Annotated in this window: 13 protein-coding genes and 1 tRNA gene; 6 read left to right on the top strand and 8 right to left on the bottom strand. The window is 65.5% G+C overall.

The features are described 5' to 3' along the window. Positions 1 to 178 precede the first annotated feature (178 nt). From ABD223_RS23980 to ABD223_RS23990, 3 genes are all read left to right on the top strand, one after another. Positions 179 to 898, top strand: coding sequence for a DddA-like double-stranded DNA deaminase toxin (locus tag ABD223_RS23980; protein ID WP_344038743.1), 720 nt, complete (start codon positions 179 to 181; stop codon positions 896 to 898). Continuing rightward, entirely contained in the window at positions 895 to 1,383 is a 489-nt protein-coding gene (locus ABD223_RS23985) for an Imm1 family immunity protein (protein ID WP_344038671.1), read from the top strand. The genes ABD223_RS23980 and ABD223_RS23985 overlap by 4 nt, the downstream gene beginning before the upstream one ends. Positions 1,384 to 1,604: 221 nt before the next feature. Next, positions 1,605 to 2,030: a DUF488 domain-containing protein gene (locus ABD223_RS23990; protein ID WP_344038672.1), complete on the top strand. Its 426-nt coding sequence runs from the start codon at positions 1,605 to 1,607 to the stop codon at positions 2,028 to 2,030. Here ABD223_RS23990 and ABD223_RS23995 read toward each other — a convergent pair. Beyond that, the gene (locus ABD223_RS23995; protein WP_344038673.1) at positions 2,027 to 2,857 is read right to left on the bottom strand and encodes a hypothetical protein; all 831 of its coding nucleotides are present in this window, start codon (positions 2,855 to 2,857) and stop codon (positions 2,027 to 2,029) included. The two genes, ABD223_RS23990 and ABD223_RS23995, sit on opposite strands and share 4 nt — an antisense overlap. 274 nt (positions 2,858 to 3,131) lie before the next feature. Here ABD223_RS23995 and ABD223_RS24000 point away from each other — a divergent pair, with 274 nt between their 5' ends. Beyond that, the gene (locus tag ABD223_RS24000) at positions 3,132 to 3,263 is read left to right on the top strand and encodes an AAA family ATPase (protein WP_344038674.1); all 132 of its coding nucleotides are present in this window, start codon (positions 3,132 to 3,134) and stop codon (positions 3,261 to 3,263) included. Between the two features lie 464 nt (positions 3,264 to 3,727). On the opposite strand, the gene ABD223_RS24005 is transcribed toward ABD223_RS24000, so the two are convergent. Genes ABD223_RS24005 through ABD223_RS24020 form a run of 4 tightly spaced genes read right to left on the bottom strand, consistent with a single transcriptional unit; the run spans position 3,728 to position 12,296 of the window. Next, positions 3,728 to 6,364, bottom strand: a complete 2,637-nt coding sequence (locus ABD223_RS24005) for a pPIWI_RE module domain-containing protein (protein ID WP_344038675.1) — start codon at positions 6,362 to 6,364, stop codon at positions 3,728 to 3,730. An 8-nt stretch (positions 6,365 to 6,372) separates the two neighbouring features. Next, positions 6,373 to 9,765, bottom strand: coding sequence for a pPIWI_RE_Z domain-containing protein (locus tag ABD223_RS24010; RefSeq protein ID WP_344038676.1), 3,393 nt, complete (start codon positions 9,763 to 9,765; stop codon positions 6,373 to 6,375). A 16-nt stretch (positions 9,766 to 9,781) separates the two neighbouring features. Continuing rightward, positions 9,782 to 10,822, bottom strand: coding sequence for a pPIWI_RE_Y domain-containing protein (locus ABD223_RS24015; RefSeq protein ID WP_344038677.1), 1,041 nt, complete (start codon positions 10,820 to 10,822; stop codon positions 9,782 to 9,784). Further along, positions 10,815 to 12,296, bottom strand: coding sequence for a PD-(D/E)XK nuclease family protein (locus ABD223_RS24020; RefSeq protein ID WP_344038679.1), 1,482 nt, complete (start codon positions 12,294 to 12,296; stop codon positions 10,815 to 10,817). Before ABD223_RS24020 ends, ABD223_RS24015 begins: the two co-directional genes overlap by 8 nt. Positions 12,297 to 12,466: 170 nt before the next feature. Here ABD223_RS24020 and ABD223_RS24025 point away from each other — a divergent pair, with 170 nt between their 5' ends. Beyond that, the gene (locus ABD223_RS24025; protein ID WP_344038681.1) at positions 12,467 to 13,366 is read left to right on the top strand and encodes a serine/threonine protein kinase; all 900 of its coding nucleotides are present in this window, start codon (positions 12,467 to 12,469) and stop codon (positions 13,364 to 13,366) included. Here ABD223_RS24025 and ABD223_RS24030 read toward each other — a convergent pair. Both ABD223_RS24030 and ABD223_RS24035 read right to left on the bottom strand, forming a co-directional pair. Then, on the bottom strand, positions 13,251 to 15,977 hold the full coding sequence (locus ABD223_RS24030; RefSeq protein ID WP_344038682.1) for a tetratricopeptide repeat protein: 2,727 nt from the start codon (positions 15,975 to 15,977) through the stop codon (positions 13,251 to 13,253). The two genes, ABD223_RS24025 and ABD223_RS24030, sit on opposite strands and share 116 nt — an antisense overlap. A 774-nt stretch (positions 15,978 to 16,751) precedes the next feature. Continuing rightward, the gene (locus ABD223_RS24035; protein WP_344038683.1) at positions 16,752 to 17,366 is read right to left on the bottom strand and encodes a hypothetical protein; all 615 of its coding nucleotides are present in this window, start codon (positions 17,364 to 17,366) and stop codon (positions 16,752 to 16,754) included. Between the two features lie 258 nt (positions 17,367 to 17,624). Here ABD223_RS24035 and ABD223_RS24040 point away from each other — a divergent pair. Beyond that, a tRNA-Val gene (locus ABD223_RS24040) sits at positions 17,625 to 17,707 on the top strand. A gap of 117 nt (positions 17,708 to 17,824) precedes the next feature. Here ABD223_RS24040 and ABD223_RS24045 read toward each other — a convergent pair. Beyond that, a complete protein-coding gene (locus ABD223_RS24045) occupies positions 17,825 to 18,406 on the bottom strand; it encodes a site-specific integrase (RefSeq protein WP_344038684.1) in 582 nt (193 codons plus the stop codon). Positions 18,407 to 18,544 lie beyond the last annotated feature (138 nt).

Consider the following 18,544-nt stretch of genomic DNA (forward strand, 5'->3'; position numbering starts at 1 on the left):
CGACACACACGCAGAAACCAGCACCGACTCCACAGCCCGAACCGCCTGACCACCCACACCAGTACGGAACAGCGCGTGCACCCGGTCGGGTCCTACTGCATCGACATTCTCGTGTCGCGTACCGGTCCCGGCGGCTCGACTGCCACGATGCTCATCGAGGAGGGCAACGTTGGCCGGCGTGCGGGAGGTCGCCCAGCAGGTCCAACGGGCCAGGGACAAGACCGGCGAGTGTGCCGCAGCGGTGCGACAGGCCGGGGAACTGGCACGCGACGCCCTGGAGTTGCTCGGCGGCGCCTGCCGGGGTGCCGTGGCCTTGGAGGACCGGGCAGCGCAGGTGGTCCGGCAGTGGGCAGCGGTGGTCGAGGGCGCAGGTCGACTCGCCCGGCGGCTGGCAGACCTCGACGCCCGACTTCAGGAGCTGCTGAACCGGCTGCTCGGAGACCGCGACGCCCACAGCTCGACGGCGAGCCCTTCCCGACAGGCGATGCCCGTGCCCGACCTGTCGGGCACGGAGACACAACGGGTCGCCCGACAGCGCCGGGAACTGCCGGACTACATCACCTCGGGGCGCTACGAGGACGAGACCGGTCAGCCGGTGCTGGTGCAGAGCGGCAAGGGGCCCGAGTCGCCGCAGATCGCCCGTCACCTGTTCGAGGCGGGCATCCTGCGCAGGCCGGGGATGCCGTTCGTGGCGATGCACGTGGAGCCGAAGGTGGCCTGGAGGATGCGCACCAGCGGCCGGGCCACGGTCGAACTGGTGATCAACAACAAGGTCTGCCAGGGTGACCTGTCCTGCCGCAAGCTGGTCGAGGACATCCTGTGCGAAGGGCAGACCCTGGTGGTCCACGACCCCACCGAGGACCGGCCGCTGGTGTTCAAGGGAAGGAGCCCGCGGTGAACGCGGCACTGAACATCTGGTACTACCGCGACGACGACCACGGCACCGCAGACCAGCCACGGCTCGTCACCACACCAGAGGGGCTGGACCAGGTCCTGGACCACATCCTGGACCACCCCCAGCCACACCCGCCGGTGATCACCGTGCGCGACCGGCCCCGCCTGATGAACGGCCGCTACCCCGACCACGAGATCAAGATCGACGCCGACCGCCACGCCGGGATCGGCGCCATCCTGTGCAGCGGGCCCCCCGACTTCGCCCCCGAGGCCACCACACCCGACGAACACGGCGGCGCCTGGATCACCCTCGCCCAGACCACCCTGCCAGAAGACGCACCTGCCCTGTACATGGACAAAGCGACCACAACCGCCTTCCCGCACAACGCCGTGGTACCGCTGGAAACGTGGCGCAAGGCCCTGCACGAACTGCTGCACACGGGCACACGCCCGACCTGCGTGCAATGGCAGGACACCGACCTCTTCTGAACCGCTTCCTGTGAGCTTCCACCACGACGGGGCGATGGTGTCCTCGAACTGTTGAGCAGCGTGATCGTCTGTCCGACGAACCGGGCGCCGACGCCGTGGTTGGCCGCTGGTGGGCCGCCGTCCTGCACATCGGTGGCCTGTGCAGGCGCTTGTGAAGACCGGTCGGTGTTCTGCAGTTCAGAAGGCTGTGACAGAGTCGGGTTGTGCGAAGGACGTCGGGTGTGGTGGGTGTCGGGTATGAGGGCCTGGATGTGGAGGGCTTCGTGTCGCGGCTGTCCGACCTCGGGGTGCAGGTCCTGGCCGACGTCCGGCTGACGCCGATTTCGCGCAAGAAGGGGTTCAGCAAGCGTGCGTTGGCCGAGGCGCTGTCGTCGGCCGGGGTGGAGTACCTGCACTTGCGCGAGTTGGGCAACCCCAAGGACAACCGGCCGGGCTTCGCGGGTGACAGTGCGGCGTTGTCACAGGCTCGTGGGCGGTATGCGGAACTGCTCGACGTCGAGGCTGCGGACGGGGCTTTGGATCGGTTGACCGTGTTGGCGAGGCAGCGTCGGGTGGCGGTGATGTGCTTCGAGGCCGACGAGGAGCGCTGTCACCGGCATGTGGTGCTGCAGGCCGTTCGCGCTCGGCTGGATTTGGTGTCGGTCTAGCGTTCGGGCCAGTAGACGCCCAGGACGCTGAAGGTGCGCGGGCTCTTGGCCTGGTTGCCGACGTAGAAGACGGTGTCGCGGTGCGGGGCGCACATCCGGTCGAGGTAGGCGGATCGCAGTTCACGCACGAGGTCGTCGTCGTTCCGGTTTCCCAGGGTGCGTTGCAGGGCGACGAACTCCCAGTCGAGGATGCCCTGGCGGTGACCGCCGCAGTCGGGTGTGCAGCGGTAGCGGTACCACCCTTGGAACCGCGGTGCCTGCAGGGCGATTCGGTCGCCGCCGGTCAGGTCGGGTTGGCTGACGTGGCGGTCGATCTTGCGCTGGTCTTCCGGGCTCCAGCCGGGGTGAGGTTTGACGTCGATGCCGAGGACGCGGTGAGGTCGGATGGCGGCGAGAGAGGCTGCGCACGGATCCGTGTGAACCGCTTCCCTGATCGCGCACATGGAGTCGCGGACGTAGGGCTCGACGTGGGCGCGACGCCGTTTCCACGATCTGAGGTGGTCCTCGGTGCGCACGCTGGTGATGTCCGGGCGCCAGCTCTCAGTGCGGAAATCACCTCGCGCGGGTTTGGCTCGCAGCGACACGACGTCGTACTTCTTGAAGGTGTGAAGGCTGTCGAGCTCGCGGAAGTTGATCGGGTAGAGGCGGACCCAGCCGGGTGAGTCGAGGTCAAGGCGGATACCGGCCACGCACACCGTCTCGCCGTAGGTCTCCGACGGGTTCGGCGCCGCCTTGACCGTGATCAACACGCGCATTCGCTGCCATGCGTCCCCAACCGGTTTGGCGGTGGGGACGTCGTCGGGCCCGAAGAGCAGTCCTTGGCTCACGACACCTCCAGCGTTGTGACGATCGGTCACCACACTCGAGTGTGATCTGGCGAAACGACCGACGTCATTCCTCCGGTCGTGTACACGTAGTAAGCATGTTGCCCGTTCCGAGGTCTTCGATGACCGACCGGCAATACATCCGTGTAACTCGATCGAGTGAACCGTTGTCGGGTGACGTAGCGAAGATCGCCTCGGCGTCGATGTGATCCACAACGCGCCGACATGATCACGATGGTCGGCTGACGGCACGGTCGAGAGTTGGGATGCGCCCGCGGTGAGGATCGCCAGAGTTCGGATCAGGAACTTCCGCTGCCTGGAAGACGTGGAGGTGCGCTTCGACGAGGTCACGACGTTGATCGGCCCCAATGGGGTGGGCAAGTCCACCGTCCTGCGCGCTCTGGACTGATTCTTCAACGGCCCGAAGGCCTCCGACCTGGCCGACGACGACCTCACCCACGGCGTCGAGGGCGAGCTGTCCGTCGATGTCAAGTTCGACCACTTCACCGAACAGAACTGCGCCGCGCTCGGCAAACTGTGCTTGCCGAGAATGCCGTCCGTGCAGGTCAGGCGGCGTGGCGGTACTCGTTCGAGCGGAGGCTGCCCCCACGCCCTGGACGTCAACCCGGCCGAGGTCGTGTGGTCACACCTGTAACACAGCCTGGCCAACATCGTCCCCTGCGACATCGACGACCTGGCCACCCTGGTCCGCACCCACCTCATACGTCTGCAATATCGCCCGACCTGCTCAACGGCCTCGTCGTACACCGGATTCATCACCACACCGCCATGACGTCACCCTGAACTGAAAATTTCAGTAGCCTGGCAAGGGCGAGCTGGTTCCTCGCGGTGGCTCGCTCTCCCCAGGCTCGACTACTCCACCTCGTCTTCGGTCGACTCGGTAGAGATGCAGTACTCTCCTGCCTTCTTGGCCAGATGTACGGGGAAGGGCTGGGCCAGCGGGTCGTACTCATCGTGGAAGCGCTGTTGATGGGTGACCGATGCCCACTTAGCCGCACTGTCCGGCGAGCCTGCATCACCCGATGCAACACACAGCGAAGTGATCTCAAGGTACTGCGGGTTCCACGCCGAGATGGTCGCGCCATATTGCGAGGACACATCGTCGCCGAGCTTCCTGAGGCCTCTCGGGGTCTTCGGGAAGCTGCGGGGAAGGTTTGCGGTGCTCGCGAAGACCCGGTTGTCACTTGCCTCGTCTCTAGGGCACCATAGTCCGCTGGCAAAGCCTGCGGGTTTCCCCTCAGGGGTGGGTGCGTACCACTGTGGCACCTCCTCCCGGCTGTTCCGGTCACGTACCAGAACCACTCGGAGTTCCTCGCCGTATGCTCCCACTCGCTGGTCCTGGATGCCGGTGAAACCCAGGTGGTCCCTCATAAGAGAGCCATTGGCCAACGACGGCCAGGACTCGCGGAGGTTTCCGCTGTTGACCAACAGCAACGTTGGACGGCTCCGGCACTGGTACAGGATTGACCTGATCCGCCGCTCCACGTCCAGCCGATCATCCTCCGCATTCCGCCGGCCCTTGGCGCGGAACGACGCATCTGCGGTCGCCGAGGTCGACAGGAAACGCCAGTAGGGAACCCAGTCCTTGGCTCTGTCGTCCCATGCAGTGACCTGCTGCACCTCTTCACCGGGTCGGACCCGGACCGCCACGAGGCGCCTGCCCTGCGCTCCTCGGACGACCCACAGACCAACGTACTGCAAGCCTGTCGGCAGTGGTGATCTCGTGCGGGGCTCGGCGGAAGTGAGGACACCGAGCTGCCGGAATGCGTCGAGGCATGCCGACCGCACTCGTTGATCGACGTCATCACCCGAACCAGGTAGGGGGCGGATGAACTGCGTGAGGCGCCCGCTGTCGGCGAAACCGAGCCGTAGCGCCGACTTCGGATCGGAGTCCGCCTCGGTGAAGCGGTCGCCGCCGGGTAGTTCGACCAGGGCGATGGCGGGGGCGTCGAGCCGAGGGAAGGCCGCGCCGGCCGCCAGCCGTCGCGCCCGGTGAGCTTCCAGCGCGGCCGCGGGACGCTGCGGTGTTCCGGGCTTCGGAACATCGACTTTGCGTGCGAGATCACCGAGGGACGATACGGTGAGGCGTACTTCCAGCCCTTCGAAGAACCACCGCTGTCGCACCTCGGTGGTGACCTGTTCCTCGGGGCAGCCGAGCTGGCGGGCGAACTCGCGCAGAATCCGGTCTGCCGACTCGGAAAAGATCGTCACGACATCCACATGCAGCGGATCACCGGCCAACGCGACCCGCAATCCACGCCGCCGATTCGCCTCAACCTGCCGGTCGAACTTCTCCCGCTGCTCGGGCTTGGTCTTCGGTGCCGTCGGCAGCAGCGCGGGCTTGTTCCTCACACGAGGAACCCGGACCAGATCCGGCACCCGCCGCAGCAGGGGCTCCAGTCCTTCGGCAACCCACTCGTCGAGTTCCGCGCGCTCGTCAGGCATCAGTCCCGTGCCGACGGCGTGGGCCATCTCCAACGCCGTGCTGTACACGATGCCCACTGCCTTACCCTCCCTGCCCGTCAGCCATGCTTTCGGGGAGGAGACCACCTCCTCGGCCTTTGGGTAGCTGCCGATGACGTCGAGGTCGCCGAGCAGCCCGACGGGGCTGTTGCGGCCCCAGACCACCCGCCCCTGCCGCGCGTCGTAGCGGATGCTGTTGACCGACAATCGGCTCCGAGCTGCAGATCCGCCGTCTCCCCAGGGCAACTGGGTGTCCACGAGTGCGGTCGCGGATCGTTGGCGGGGCAGGAACAACCGATCCCCCGCAATCCACCGTCGGATCCCCGTGGAGACATGCACCCGCAGACTGGTGGTGAACGGGACGGTGTGACAGGTGACCCTGACAACCGCTGAGTAGAAGTGCCCACCTCCGTCCCACGGGGTGGATCTCGGGGGCCACGCCACGAGTTCGGTTCCCTGATCGCGATTGACCACCCGGAACCGGGTTTCCACGTCCGACTCCCGAGCGCGGAACGACCGCTGCGCCAAGCGCGTTGCGACCAGTTCGGGCAGCAGGGAGTACAGCCTCCTTGGTGGTAGCGCGGTTCCTCCCGCGGACAGGTCAACCGAGGTGAGGTCCACTTGCACTGGAAGCAACTCGATGGCGGTACCGCTGATCGAGTTGAGCACCCTGTCAAGCGCGGCTTGGTGCTCGGGCTCGGGTCGCAGTGACACCACCCAGGTCAGGAACGCCGCCCGCACAACCTCGGCGGGCACCTCGCCGTCGGTGTAGATCCAGGGGACCGACGAATCGGCCGCCGCGCCGCGACCGGTCGCCAGCACTCCAGGGGCTACGGCGCGCAACACCTGGTTCAGGCGCCTGACCGGCAGACCGACCATAACTTCCGGGCTGCGCCAGCCGAGGGCGTACAGGTCTGTTAGCTCGGTCTGCCATTGCTCGGTGAACTTCGCCACGTGGAATTGTTCAACCCACGGGCCACGTGAAGGATCGTGCTCGAACGCGCAGGTCCTGATCTGGTTGTACATGGTGCCTCCTAGTCGGTGAGGGAGCCGAGGCACGCGCCCAGCGCGGCCCACAGCGGCTGGTAGAGGGCTTTGACGATGAAGCGCTCGTCGGCGCGGTGGGTGCTGCCCGGATGGAGGTACTGGTCGAGCACGTGGTGGATGTTGACCAGGAGACTCGTCTCACGCGTCTCTTCCGCCGTTCGCTTCTCGGCGTGCATCGGGACGAACGCCGCGTCGACGAACACCACCCTGGCGGGCACCCCACCGCGCACCAGGCGTCCGATGACCTGCCAGGTGAGGACGAGCAGGTCCCAGGTCACCGGGTCCAACCGCGTACCGAGGCGGCTCCAGGCCAGGGGCCGGGCGAGCGCCCTGTACCACTCCTTCCTGCCCAGCGCGCGAACCTCGGCCGCCCCCTCGGCGAGACTGGTCGCGTTGCGCAGCACCTCCGCGAAGCCGGTCGGCTCCGCGACGAACCGCAGGATCCAGTCGTTAACGGTGTGCACAGCGAGCATCAGGTCGTCAGGGCGCGGATTCGGCCGGGCGAGGAAGTAGACCGTGCCGATGGCCGCCACCTGGTCCTCGTTCAGGATGTTGTGCCCGCGCTCGACGGCGAGCAGTGGCGCCACGAGGATCTGGGCCGATGTCTCGAATAGGGTGTCGACGTCGCCACGACGCAGGATAGGCGCGCGATTGTCGTCGCCCTTGGGGTCGTCGGTCGTCTCGTAGTCGTCGGAGACGAGGCGGACCACCTGTCCCCGCCAGCGAGGGGCCAGGGTATGCAGGGTGTCCGCGACGAGCGCGGCCTCCTCGTAGGAACCGACCAGTAGCAGGATCCGCCGCCGGTTCTCGGGCAGCGAGCGGAGCTCGCGCTGGAGTCTGCTACCGCCGTGGTCCTCCTCACCGAGCTTCACCGCCATCCGGCGGAGGACGTCAGGTCGTTGCAGCACGCCAGCTCCCGATACCTTGAGCGGCACGCCGTTGTTGTCCTTCAGCAGTTCCACGCGCATGTGGGTGCCACGCGCGACTGCCCTGACCTTCGCCGCCGGAGGTTTGATGATCAATCCCACCGGTACCTGGATGTGGTACCGGCTGGAGGTGCCCGCCCAGCTGCTGCCGGACATCAACAGGAGGTTGGTCGGCGGGTGTCCGTCGGCCTCCGGAATCTCCGGTATACGTCGGAGCAGTTCCCGCCCGACCCCGCTGCACCGGAAGTACCGCAGCTCGCCGCTCTGCACGCTCTCGTCGGCGCGCCCGTGCGGGATGAACTGAAAGCCCAGCAGATTGCCCATCGGCGACTCCGGGACCATCGGACCGTAGTCGCGCGGCCGTTGATACATCTCGTTGAAGTCAAGCTTGAGCACCGACTCCACCCGTGGCCACATCGCGTTCATCAGCGCCAACTTCGGTTCCAGCGCACACAGCAGCAACGTGAACTCGAACCGCTCCACCATCAGCTTCATCCAGGTTTCAGCGTCCGGTGGTTGCTTCGGCCGCTTCTGCTTACCCTTCCGCGCCGACTGCTGACCACACGTTGCGTCCAGTCTTCGCCGGCGCTCCACCTCGGGGGAGAGGTCGAAGATCCGCACCGTCTCGTCCCGAAGCTTCTCGCGGGTGTAGGCCTCGTCTTGGGTGTGCAGCAGCTCGGCGATCAGTGCGATGAGCCGCGGCACCTCGGCGCGTCGTCGGTCGCCGAACGGGTTGTCCCTCAGTTCGTCGAGCAGCCGGGTGAGGCGGTCGACCGGGTTCCCTTCAGCCCTGGCCATCGCGGGATAGCGCTCCTCGATCAGCCGGAGTTGCAGAGTCCACGAGCTGAAGTAACCGACCCGCACCCATTCCCTCAACTCCTCGCTGCCCACGAGCATCGCGTAGAGGCGATCGGTGGCGGTGGTAATCGAGTTGACGGCAGCTGTCCATTTCTGGACGTCCGAATTGGACAGCTGTGTGCGCTCGCCTTCCTGGAGTTGGTTGGTCTTGTGCTTCATCAGGTCATCCCAGAGCGACCGACTTTCCCCGACTCCGATCAGCGGCGCGGCCGGCGCGAAGAGCGCGTCGAGGTTCATCTGCACCCGGTCTGCTTCATCCACGATGACCAGGTCGCTGCGCCTGCACGCCAGTTCCAAATAGCGCACTCGTTCGCCGTTCTGGGGCCATGGAACCCGGGCATCGACGAGCCCCGCTGGTGTGGCCACCCACGCGGCGGCCTCCACGAGCTCGTGAGAACTCCGGTGGCGAGGACACCTCGCCCAGCAAGGGCACACGCGCTTGCCTCGCAGCCAGGTGGTGCGCGAAGCGTCCTCGTCAGTCTTCCCCCTCGCCTGGAGCTGGGTGCAGGGAGCCTGGTTAAACGCCAATGGTTCTTCGTCGTTGTCCAGCAAGGCGTTGAGCGCACACGAAGTGCTTAGGTATTCGAATCCCTGATCGTCGTGTGCAAGTAGGTTCTGCTTCCCCCGTCCGGTTGACCTGCGGTGGAGCCGCCGTGCGTGGCGGTCCTTCCCGTTCGCGCCCAGAACGGGGGCTGCCGAGCCGCCAGTGTGGAGCTTGTACAGCCGGACGAGCTTCAACACGTCGGCGACATCGCCGACCACCACTGTGACGCGCATGCCCAGGTTGATCAGGTGGATGGTCAGGATATCGCGAAGGGTGCTCTTCCCCGCACCGACTATGCCGAGCAGGTGCTGAATCCGATCAATGGTGAACTTCTGGTGCGGCCTCCGCTTGCGGAAGCTCTTCCCCGAGGGCAGGAACAACTCCACCTCGCCGAGGCGTTCCACCCATCTGCCGCGCTTGGCCTCGTCGGCGATCCAGACCTCTTCAAGGTCGTCCATCGTCTCGGCCGTTGCTTCGAGATCCTCCCAGAGGATCTCGATCGACTTCCCTCTATTGACCTGCTTGCGGTGCAGATCGTGACCGTTGGGGCGGTCGAACGCCGACATGTCCGGCAGGACCACTTTGCGATTGCTCCTGCCGACAGGGAAGCGATGCACACCTTCGGTGGCGAAGGTGGGCGGTTCACCCTCAAACGGCGGTGCGTTATCGAGCAACGCGCCGTAGACAGCCCAGCGATCGTCGCCGATCCCTGTCGTGGGCCGCACTGTTGCGACTTCCTCGTTGAAGGGAATGCTGAACGCTCGCACGCTTGTGTTCAGGTTCCGGTAGTGCTGGATGGCTTCGAGCCAGGAGCTCCGCCTGGACAGCGTCCACAGGGTGAACCGTCCCGATCGCACCGCCTCCGCCACACCCGGCAACGCGGTCAGGCCGCGCGTCGCCGCGTACGGGTAACCGCTGAACAGCGTCCAGGCGCTGACCGCTGGCTCGGTGGGCGCGATCTTCAAGAGCAGGTACAACCCGAGTTCGACTTCGCACAGGCGCTCGGCGTCCTTGAGCCGGAGCCCGCCCTTTTCCCGCAGTTCGTCGATCAAGGGCTTGAGGATGCTCCTACCGCTTCGCATCAGCCTTCTCCTTCGTGGTCTTCCGGAGGACGAGTTCCTCGTCCGAGAGCAAGCTGATCTCCGTGTCCTCGGGCAGGGAGTTCTCGAAGGCCCGACGGAACCCGTGGTCGAGTGTGTTGGCCGGGAGCACCGCGACGGTGACCTGGTCCCTCACCACCTGCCCGGCCAAGAGGGTGGCGCAGGTGCGGTCGTAGAAGCGGAACACGACATCGGTTCCGTCGAGAAGGCCCGTGTAGGTGCCGGTGGCGCGCTGCGACAGGAGCGTGCCTGTGTCTCGCAGCCGTTCGAGGCAACTCTGTTCCACCAGACCGGGAAGTGCTAGGAACAGCCGTAGTGCCCGGTGTAGCAGTATGACATCCGTTGCTCTCGGACTGTCCGTCACCGGCTTGTCGCGCGGGCAGACTTCGGCTTCACACCAAATGGTGCCGTGCTCGGGGAGTTCGGCGGCCAGGGCCGGGAGTCGACAGGTCGGGCACAGGGCGATCTCGCCTGCCGAGATCAATCGGGTTGGCACGGGCTCGTAAAGGTGGCGGACGGCCTTGACCACCGCTATCGACCTCGGGTCGAAGTTCATGAGATCGCGGTGCCCGGTATTGCTCATCACCACATTGCGCTGTAGGAACGACCTCGCGCGAGCAACACCAGCAGCGTCGAGTTCGGCGACGGTTGTGGCGAACAGGCGATCAGCGAACTCCGCCTGACCAGTGATCTCCATGCATGCTCGTGAGGGTGACCGTGCGACCCCATGTACGAGACGTTGGGTGGGTTCGGTGATTCCGCCGATGCCCATCGCCGCCCAGCGGGCGAGAGTCCATCCGGTGCACCAGTAGACGAGATCCGGAACACCGGTTGGCGGGATGCGGTTCTCCCGCAGTGCCCACAACACCAGTTGATCAAGGGCGCTCTGCGTCTCGTGTGGGTAGGGCGGAGGCGTTGAGCCGCCGCGATCACTGTGTTCGGACAACGCAACCACACCGCGGGCGATCTGTGTGAGCAAGCCGGTGGCGTCGGTCGTGGGCTCAATCATTGCTGGCTCTTCCTCCATAAGCTGCGGTGCACCAGCGCGAGACCTCACAGGAACGGCAGTGGTCGCCGGGTTTCGGCGCGAATCGGTCGTCCAGGTGCCAAGGGCGGAAATGCTTCCGCAGCGAGGAACCCGCCTCCGTCAGGACCCGTGGGGTGTCCGGGTCGAACATAACGAGGTCCACTCCGGATGGTCGTAGCACTTCGAGCTCGACCCTGTTGCGACCCGGCCCGAGATCGCCACGCGCCGCGAGGACCACGGCCAGCGCCAGTTGCGGGTAGTAGTCGAACCACCGGGACTGCCTCATGGTCGACGTCGAGGTCTTGACCTCGCGCCACACCCACCCATCCCGGTCGCGATAGAGAAGGTCCGGCTTCGCCAACACCACCGTGTCCGCGTCAGTGTCGTGGAACACGATGTCCGGCTCCACCCGCACGTCGGCAGGCGACGATGCGAGCGTGAGGGGGCACACCTCGGCGTGGTGCCTGAGCAACTCCGCGCCCAGTTCGCGTTCTCCGTCAGTTAGGTCGAACCCGCCGGGAACCCAGTTGTCCGGAATCCGGGAATCGCAAGGTACTGCTGTTCCGGCGCTGTGAAGCTTTTCCAGATACCGGTGCACAGCCCGACCGCGCTCGGCGGATTGCCCTCGTTCGATGGACTGGTCCAGCGGTAGCCGCTGCCTGCGGGAGAACTCCTGCGCTGGACAGCGCCGGTAGGAGCGGCTGGTAGTTGGGGACCACGTGCGCCGTGGTCTGCTGTCGTCCTGCACACCGAGCACGCCCGCGCTGCGCGGCAGGGCAGGACACACCGCCGCGAACGGGCAGTCCGCGCAGGCCGACCCAGGTCGGTAGTCGAGGCCGCCGGGTGCGTCTACGATTCCTGCCAGCGCGGGCTTGCCTGCCACGTCGTAGAGGTCGAGTGCGGCCTGCCTCGAACCGTCGAACAAGGTGGTCGTCGTGCCATCGAGCAATGCGAACTGCCGGATTCGGACGCGTTCTGGGAGTGGCTGGGGCAGCGACGAAGCGAGGACCAAGGCCGCGACGGCGACTTCCGCCTCCGTCCTCGTCCGCCCGTCCGCCCGGTTGGTGAGCAGTCGGAGTTCACGAAGGCGGTAGTCCTCTGAGGTGTAGCAGCGTCCCCATACCGAGATCGCGTACCGCTTGGCACCCCGCTGGTCGGGGACGCTCCATTCCCGGAAGTAGCGCCAGTTCTTAGTGGCCGGTACCACCTTGGAGTCGTCGGCGAAGGCTTGCAGGTACCCGAAGACCCCGTGCGCGGCCCATTGTTCGACGGATGCATGGACCACTCGGCCAGGCACCGTCGACGCACAGGCCGTCCGCAGCGCCCGGTCCACCGGCTTCCGGTGGAACTCGATCAGGTCCACCGCCCGCATGAAGGGGCCGTTCGCAAAGTCTTCGAGGTACTCGGGCTTCCGGCGCACCAACGTTTCGGCGCGCAACCCTTGCCGCGCCGCCATCGCGTCACGGGCGGGGCAACGAAAGCGCGGTGACCCTAGCATACCTACGGAGACCTTGATAGCGGAGTAGTCGCCTGACACGCCGTCAGGTGGCTGCCACCCAGTCATGTGCACACCTTTCGAGTAGGGTTCGCGCACTGAGAGCACTATTCGGAAACGGAGCATTCACCTTGTTCACGTCAGGTCATGTAATCGGCAAGCGCTACCAGGTGCGCTCCGAACTAGGAGAAGGCTCCGGCGGGGAGGTGTATGAGGTTCTGGATCTGCGATCAGGTGCCGTCCTGGCCCTTAAGATCCAGCAACCCCGGTACCTGGAGTCCACCAATGCCTATGCTCTCTATCGCAAGGATGTCCGCCAGGAGATCGCACTGGGAACTTCGCTCGGCGGAATCAGCGGTGTCGTGATCCCCCTCAAGTCCGGCAATCATCTTGGGCGCGCTTACTTCGTCATGGATCGTATCGACGGGTTCGACCTCGGCGAATTCGCGCGCCGGGCGCAGCCCGTCTCCTCGGTTCGCTCGGCCGCGGTGCTCGTGCAGTTGTGCACTGTCCTCCACCAGGTTCACTCACGCGGCTTCGTCCACCGGGACATCAAGCTGGAGAACGCGTTGATCTCCCGGGGCGGCGTGGTCACGCTGATCGACCTGGGAAGTTCCGCACCTTCCGGCGAAGTTCCCGAGGTACCTGCGGGTACTTTTGGTTACCTCGCCCCGGAATCCACCTCCTGCGGAGTCGCCGAAACCAGCCTCGACATCTTTTCCGCAGGGTGCTTGCTGTTCCGCATGTTGACCATGGAGTTCCCATTCCTCAACAAGACCGGTTACGCGATGGTTCGTCGCCGGCTCCCGATCGGCAAGCTCGTAAACGTCGATCCTGTTGTGCGACGGATCTGTGTTGCGATGCTCGAATGGGAACCGGTGAATCGGCCCACGGCGGCTGAGGTCCGTGATGAGCTCAGTGTCGTTCTGCCGGACGCGTCCTCTCCTGCTCCGCCTCGGCTGAGCCACGACCCGGTGCGTTGGTGGTGGGAGCGGATCCAGCGTCAGGAGCGTGCCCCCATGTCGTCGTGAGGTCTTCGACCTCGGCAAGGCCCTTCTCGTCCGCCAGTGCCGAGTAGAGCTCACGCGCACGTTCGAGAGCGGCCCGTCCTTCGATCGTCCGGTGATCCGCGAGAAGGACTTCGGCCAGGCGCACCTGGGTCGGAGCCTCGCGGTTGGCCCGGTCCAGCTTCCGATACTCGGTGACGGCCGTGTCGAACACAGCTGCGGCGCGACCGAGGTTGCCTTCCGCAGCGTGCACTCTTCCCAGGATCACCATGGCGTTGGCCCGGGCATTGACGTCGAGGACCTGTTGATAGATCGCCAGCGCCGCCGTCACGTGCTCGTCGGCCTCGGTGAGCCGACCGAGGTCGACGAGCATCATCGCCAGACCGGAGAGGGCATCCGCCTCGCCCAGCCGCTCGCCGAGCTCGCGGAAGACTTCCAAAGCCAATCGGTACTCGGACGCCGCACCGGCGAAGTCGTTCTCCTCGGCTCGCAGCACCGCCAACCCGATGTGCCCGTAGGCCACCCCGTAGCGGTCACCCGCGTCCCGGCTCAGGTGGAGGGCCCTGGCCTGAGCTCCCTGAGCCTTGGGGGACCGCATCCCCCGACGGGAGCCAGCCAAAAGTCTGTACACGAAGGCTTCGTCCGCGGCTGTCGGTACGACGCTCTCACCACCTTCCCCGCGCAGCCGCTCCACCGCCTTTCCCGCGTGTTCCAGGATGCGTTCCGCCTCGTGGTAGTGGTTGCGGTGCCACAGATAGCTGGCAAAGACAGTCGAGAGCAGCCAGGTGTGGTGGTCGTCGCCGATCTCGACGGCGTGGTCGACGGCTCTGCTGATCGTTGCCTGCTCCTGCTCGAACCACCGGGTCGCCTGGTCGATCGTGGCGACTCGGACGACGGGCAGGTCGGTGGAAACGCCGACCTGCAGCCTCCGACCGGGTACTAGCACCTGGTCACAGGTCCATGCGTTCTGCAGCAGGTGGCTCAGCAGTCGTTGACTGGCCTGCTCCCGCGCCTGGCTGTCCAGCGTGTCGACCTGCTCCAGCGCGAATGTTCGGACCAGGTCATGGACGCCGAACCGTTCGAACTCGGGTTCTTCGAGGAGGTGCAGCGCGGAGAGTTCGCCGATCCTGGTCCTTACGTCGGGTTCGGCGATGGCGGAGATTGCGGCCGAGCCGATGGTCGGGCCAGGGTGATGGGCGATGAGGCAGAGCAAGGTCTTGGCGTTGGCGCTCAGGTGATCGTAGGAGTACGACAGGACCGCACGCATGTCGAGGTTCTCGTCCCCGGCCAGCTTCAACGTGTCCAGGCGGGTCCGCTGCTCCCGCAAGCCGTCGCGGATTCCCCGGAGCACACCGTCGTTCTCCGGCCGGGTCCTGATCGCAGCGGCGACGATCGCAAGCGCGAGGGCAAGTCCGCCGGTGAAGCGGGCGATGTCCGCCACCAGCGGGTTGCTGTCGGCCCGGAGACGGGCGAGGCGTGCGAGGACGTCACACGCAGTGTTCTCGTCGAACGGCTCGACCAGGCACTGGACAGCTCCCTCGTGCACGACGAGGCCGTCGAGCCGCATCCTGCTGGTGACCAGGGCGGTGCAGCCGATCCCAGGCAACAGCGGTCGGACCTGGTCGGCGTCGCGGGCGTTGTCGAGGACCACGAGCAGGTTTCTGCCTGCGGTCGCCGTGCGGAAGGTGGAGATCATTCCGTCCAGCGTGCGGACCGGCGAGGCCACCCCCAATTCGATCAGGAACTGTTCGAGCACCTCTTGAGGCCGGGCCGCTTCCTTGGGGCCGAATCCCCGTAACTCGGCGTAGAGGGTCCCACCGTCGAAGTGTGCGTTCCTCGAACCTGCCCACGACCTGGCGAGCTGCGACTTGCCCACCCCAGCCATGCCGTGGAGCACCACGACCGCGGCTCTGCGCTCGTTTGCGCCGAGTAGCCTGTCGTCCAGTTCTTGCTCGAGTGGTCCACGGCAGTGCAGGTCCACGTGCTGCCCGGGGAGTTGGTTCGGCACGACCGGTTCGAGCCGGGTGGAACCGGGTGGGGTCAGCTCGTTCATCAACTCCTCCAGTTGACCGCAGTCGTCGCCGTGATCACGAATGCAATCCTGGACGAACTGCACCGCCTCGGACGGTCTGCCCGCGTTGATCAGGGTCATCGCCTTGAGCGTGACCAGCGCGGGTGCACCTGGCCACTGGTCCAGCGCCTTTCGGAGCTCCCGGTCGAATTCCGAATCCTCCTTGCAGTCCTGTAGGGCGTAGAGGAAGTCGACGATGGTGTTCAGCCACTCGTTGTCGAGCAGCTTCCGTTCGGCGTCCAGGTCGTAGCCGTCCCACTCCGGGCCTGTCAGCGGCGGTCCCTGCCATTCCGACACGGCGGCTCGGAGGAGATCCAGCCGCTCGCGCCCGGACGTGAGCTTGGCTGCGGTCACGTTGCGCCTGGCCCGGAGGATGTCGACGTCATCGGGGTTGAGCTGCAGCATGCACCTCCCCTGGACCTGGAGTACCTGGTTGACTTCGGGCAGGACTTCACGCAGTTCCCGGGTCACGTCGGACACCGACTTGGAAGGTCCGTGCGGCCACAGAGCGTTGCTGATCCGGGCGTTCGGCGCTGCCTGACTGGGCGAGAGCACGGCGACCACGAGCACGACCCTGGGCCGAGGCCTGATGGCGACGATTGCTTCGCCCCGGTGCACTGCGAACTGCCCGAGCAAGTGGATCCGCACTACTTCTCCTACGGGTGGGAACTGCTGTTCCAACAGGCTGGCGACTGGCACGACCAGATTCTGCCGCCGGTGCTCGAAGTCTCGACCCATACTTCACCCATACTTGCCGCCGGTACGGATGGCGGTAGGTATGCCAAGCTTCGCTCTGAGCTGGTCGGAAGCCACGGTCCAATCCCGTACCGATCGGCGAACTGTCCAGAAATCCCAGGAGGAGAACCGTGACGAACACCAGGGCGACCTGCTCCAACGGCAAGCGGCTCAAGCGGTCGTGGCCCCCGCGCGGGATGCCGAAGAGGGGGTCCCGTAGGCCGGAAGTTGCTCCGGTCAACCCCGACAGGCAGGCAAAGACCATTGTGATCCGCCGGTGCGGGCCGGTGCGGCGCCGCTACGGGAGGTAGGCCGGACTCACTGCTTATAGCAGTGCGATGCGGCTGATCTGGAAGCGACACGCAGCCGGTGCCCAATTCGTCCGATTCAGTGGGTGTGGTGATACTTCGCGGCCTGTCGAAGTGTTGGCGTTTCCTGACCAGGTCGGCGCGACTGCCTCTACGCATGCCGGAGGCCCGTTGGCCACCGTGGACAACGGGTCTCCGTGCTGCGGTTGGGCTGCCTCAACCTGTGACTGCGACAGTGAGGTTTTTCTCGACAACAAGATCAAGCCCCTCAAGCGGCAGACTAGTCCCCTTCGGTTTAGTGGGCGCGCGTGACGGCCCAGGTCGCGGCAGCGTTGAGGAGGTTGTCCGGCAGGGTGCTGCCTGGAGCCCGTTCGGCCTGAGCGATGATGACGATAGAGCCGTCGTTGTGAGAATCGTAGTGATGTCCGGTAAAAGCAACCCCGTCCCTGGTCAATTCGGTGATGTTACCGGTCCGATGTTGATCAACGAGGTTTTTGAGTTCCATGGCCTGGACGGTGTCCGGCATGGTTACCCAGGCCATGGCGACGCGCGCGGCACTCGTGCCGTGGGTGACCTCATAGAGGGAACGGGTAAGTCCTGCGCAGGGATGGGCGATGAGGTAGTCGTGGACCTGACCGTAGGACAACTCTACGCATGAGCCGCCCTGAGAGTGATCTAGACGAGTGTGAGTGAAGTTCGTCGCAGACAGGGTGTCGGAGTCGGCGGCGGTGCCGAGCCCGACACCCAGAGAAGCAACAACAGCGGCAACAGCGAGAGCGAAAAGAACGAAGGGAAAGGCTTCCATGGAGTTGTCCGGACTGCCGCTCATGCCGCCCGTGCGGGTAGGGACAGAGCGGGTGTGACCCTTGACCCGGACACCGCCACGAACATGGGGACGAACGCGAACCATGTACCACTCCTCCGATAGTGGAAGAAGCAACGGTACGCCAACCGCTTCATGAAGCTTGACCAGGAGCTGGATTCCAAGTGAGAGGTGAAATCCGAATAGTGTAAGTGGCTGTTTCCACTACTGCGACTGGACGAATCGACAGAGTGCCAATATGGATCACTGCGGGAGCAGACCATGGGAGCAAAATGGGAGCCGCCAGATGTGTTCAACGGAACCGAACCGCGCCCAGCGGCTCCCGACAGCCCCGTTTCACCTGTCGCGATTCTGTTTCCGCAGCTAGGAGCCTTGACCAGGCTTCGTTCACGCCGAAGAGGTCACAGGTTCGATCCCTGTATCGCCCACAGTGTGTTCTACCAGGTCAACGGCTCGTCGACGATCAATGTCGACGAGCCGTTGATCGTTGCGGGGAGCAAATGGGGAGCAGACGATCTTGACCACCTCCGCATTTGCGAAAGTGGTCATGATGCAGTGCTCCCGGCCTGCTCCCAGCGGGCCTGGGGTCCGGCGGGCATGGGCTGGGTCACGTGGGAGCAGACGCCCATGACACCGCGGAACTTGTGATCGATCCGCTTGTGCTGCAGGACTTCGGGAACCCCGTCCTCGATCAACCACGTCTTGTGGGTGTGACGCAGGTCATGGAAGTGCATCTCGGGGTTGATCCGCTGGCGGTGTCGCCGTGCAGGGCGGGCAGGTTGGTCGCCGGTGGCGAGGCGGAGCTTGCGGCAGGGGTTGGAACCGATCAGGCCCTCGTCGACGGCTTCGGCCAGGATCCGCGACAGCTCGCGCAGTTCGGTGTCGGTGAAACGGGGCAGGATGTGGTTGTGCAGGTGCGAGTCGTGGGTGGCCCAGGTCACCGCGCTGACGTCGTGGGCCTGCACCCACTCGCAGACCCGGTCCCCGAACCGGGTCCGCGCCGGCCGGGGGTCGACGAAGCGTCCCCGTCGTTGATCGGACTCCACGTCCCGGACCCGGTTGTCCGCTTGCTCGCGGGTGTCGAACCCGTTCTCGGTGCACAGCGACCCGTCGGGCAGCCGGTCCATCCTTTGAGGACGGAGCGGAGCAATAGTGACGCTCCATATCCGTTGAAGCGCAAGCGAACTGCGTTCAGCCCTGTCGGCGTCGCGGAGACGGACCGCGTGTCCCTTGTGCGGACATGTCGTCCCGGCGAGGGGGACGGG

The organism is Saccharothrix xinjiangensis (assembly GCF_039527585.1).
Taxonomy (GTDB): domain Bacteria; phylum Actinomycetota; class Actinomycetes; order Mycobacteriales; family Pseudonocardiaceae; genus Actinosynnema; species Actinosynnema xinjiangensis.

Bases quoted from the DNA above. Each gene is read 5' to 3' on its own strand.
- ABD223_RS24005 (WP_344038675.1), bottom strand. From the start codon at position 6,364: ATGTACAACCAGATCAGGACCTGCGCGTTCGAGCACGATCCTTCACGT.
- ABD223_RS24015 (WP_344038677.1), bottom strand. From the start codon at position 10,822: ATGATTGAGCCCACGACCGACGCCACCGGCTTGCTCACACAGATCGCC.
- ABD223_RS24020 (WP_344038679.1), bottom strand. From the start codon at position 12,296: ATGGCGGCGCGGCAAGGGTTGCGCGCCGAAACGTTGGTGCGCCGGAAG.
- ABD223_RS24035 (WP_344038683.1), bottom strand. From the start codon at position 17,366: ATGGTTCGCGTTCGTCCCCATGTTCGTGGCGGTGTCCGGGTCAAGGGT.
- ABD223_RS24045 (WP_344038684.1), bottom strand. From the start codon at position 18,406: ATGGACCGGCTGCCCGACGGGTCGCTGTGCACCGAGAACGGGTTCGAC.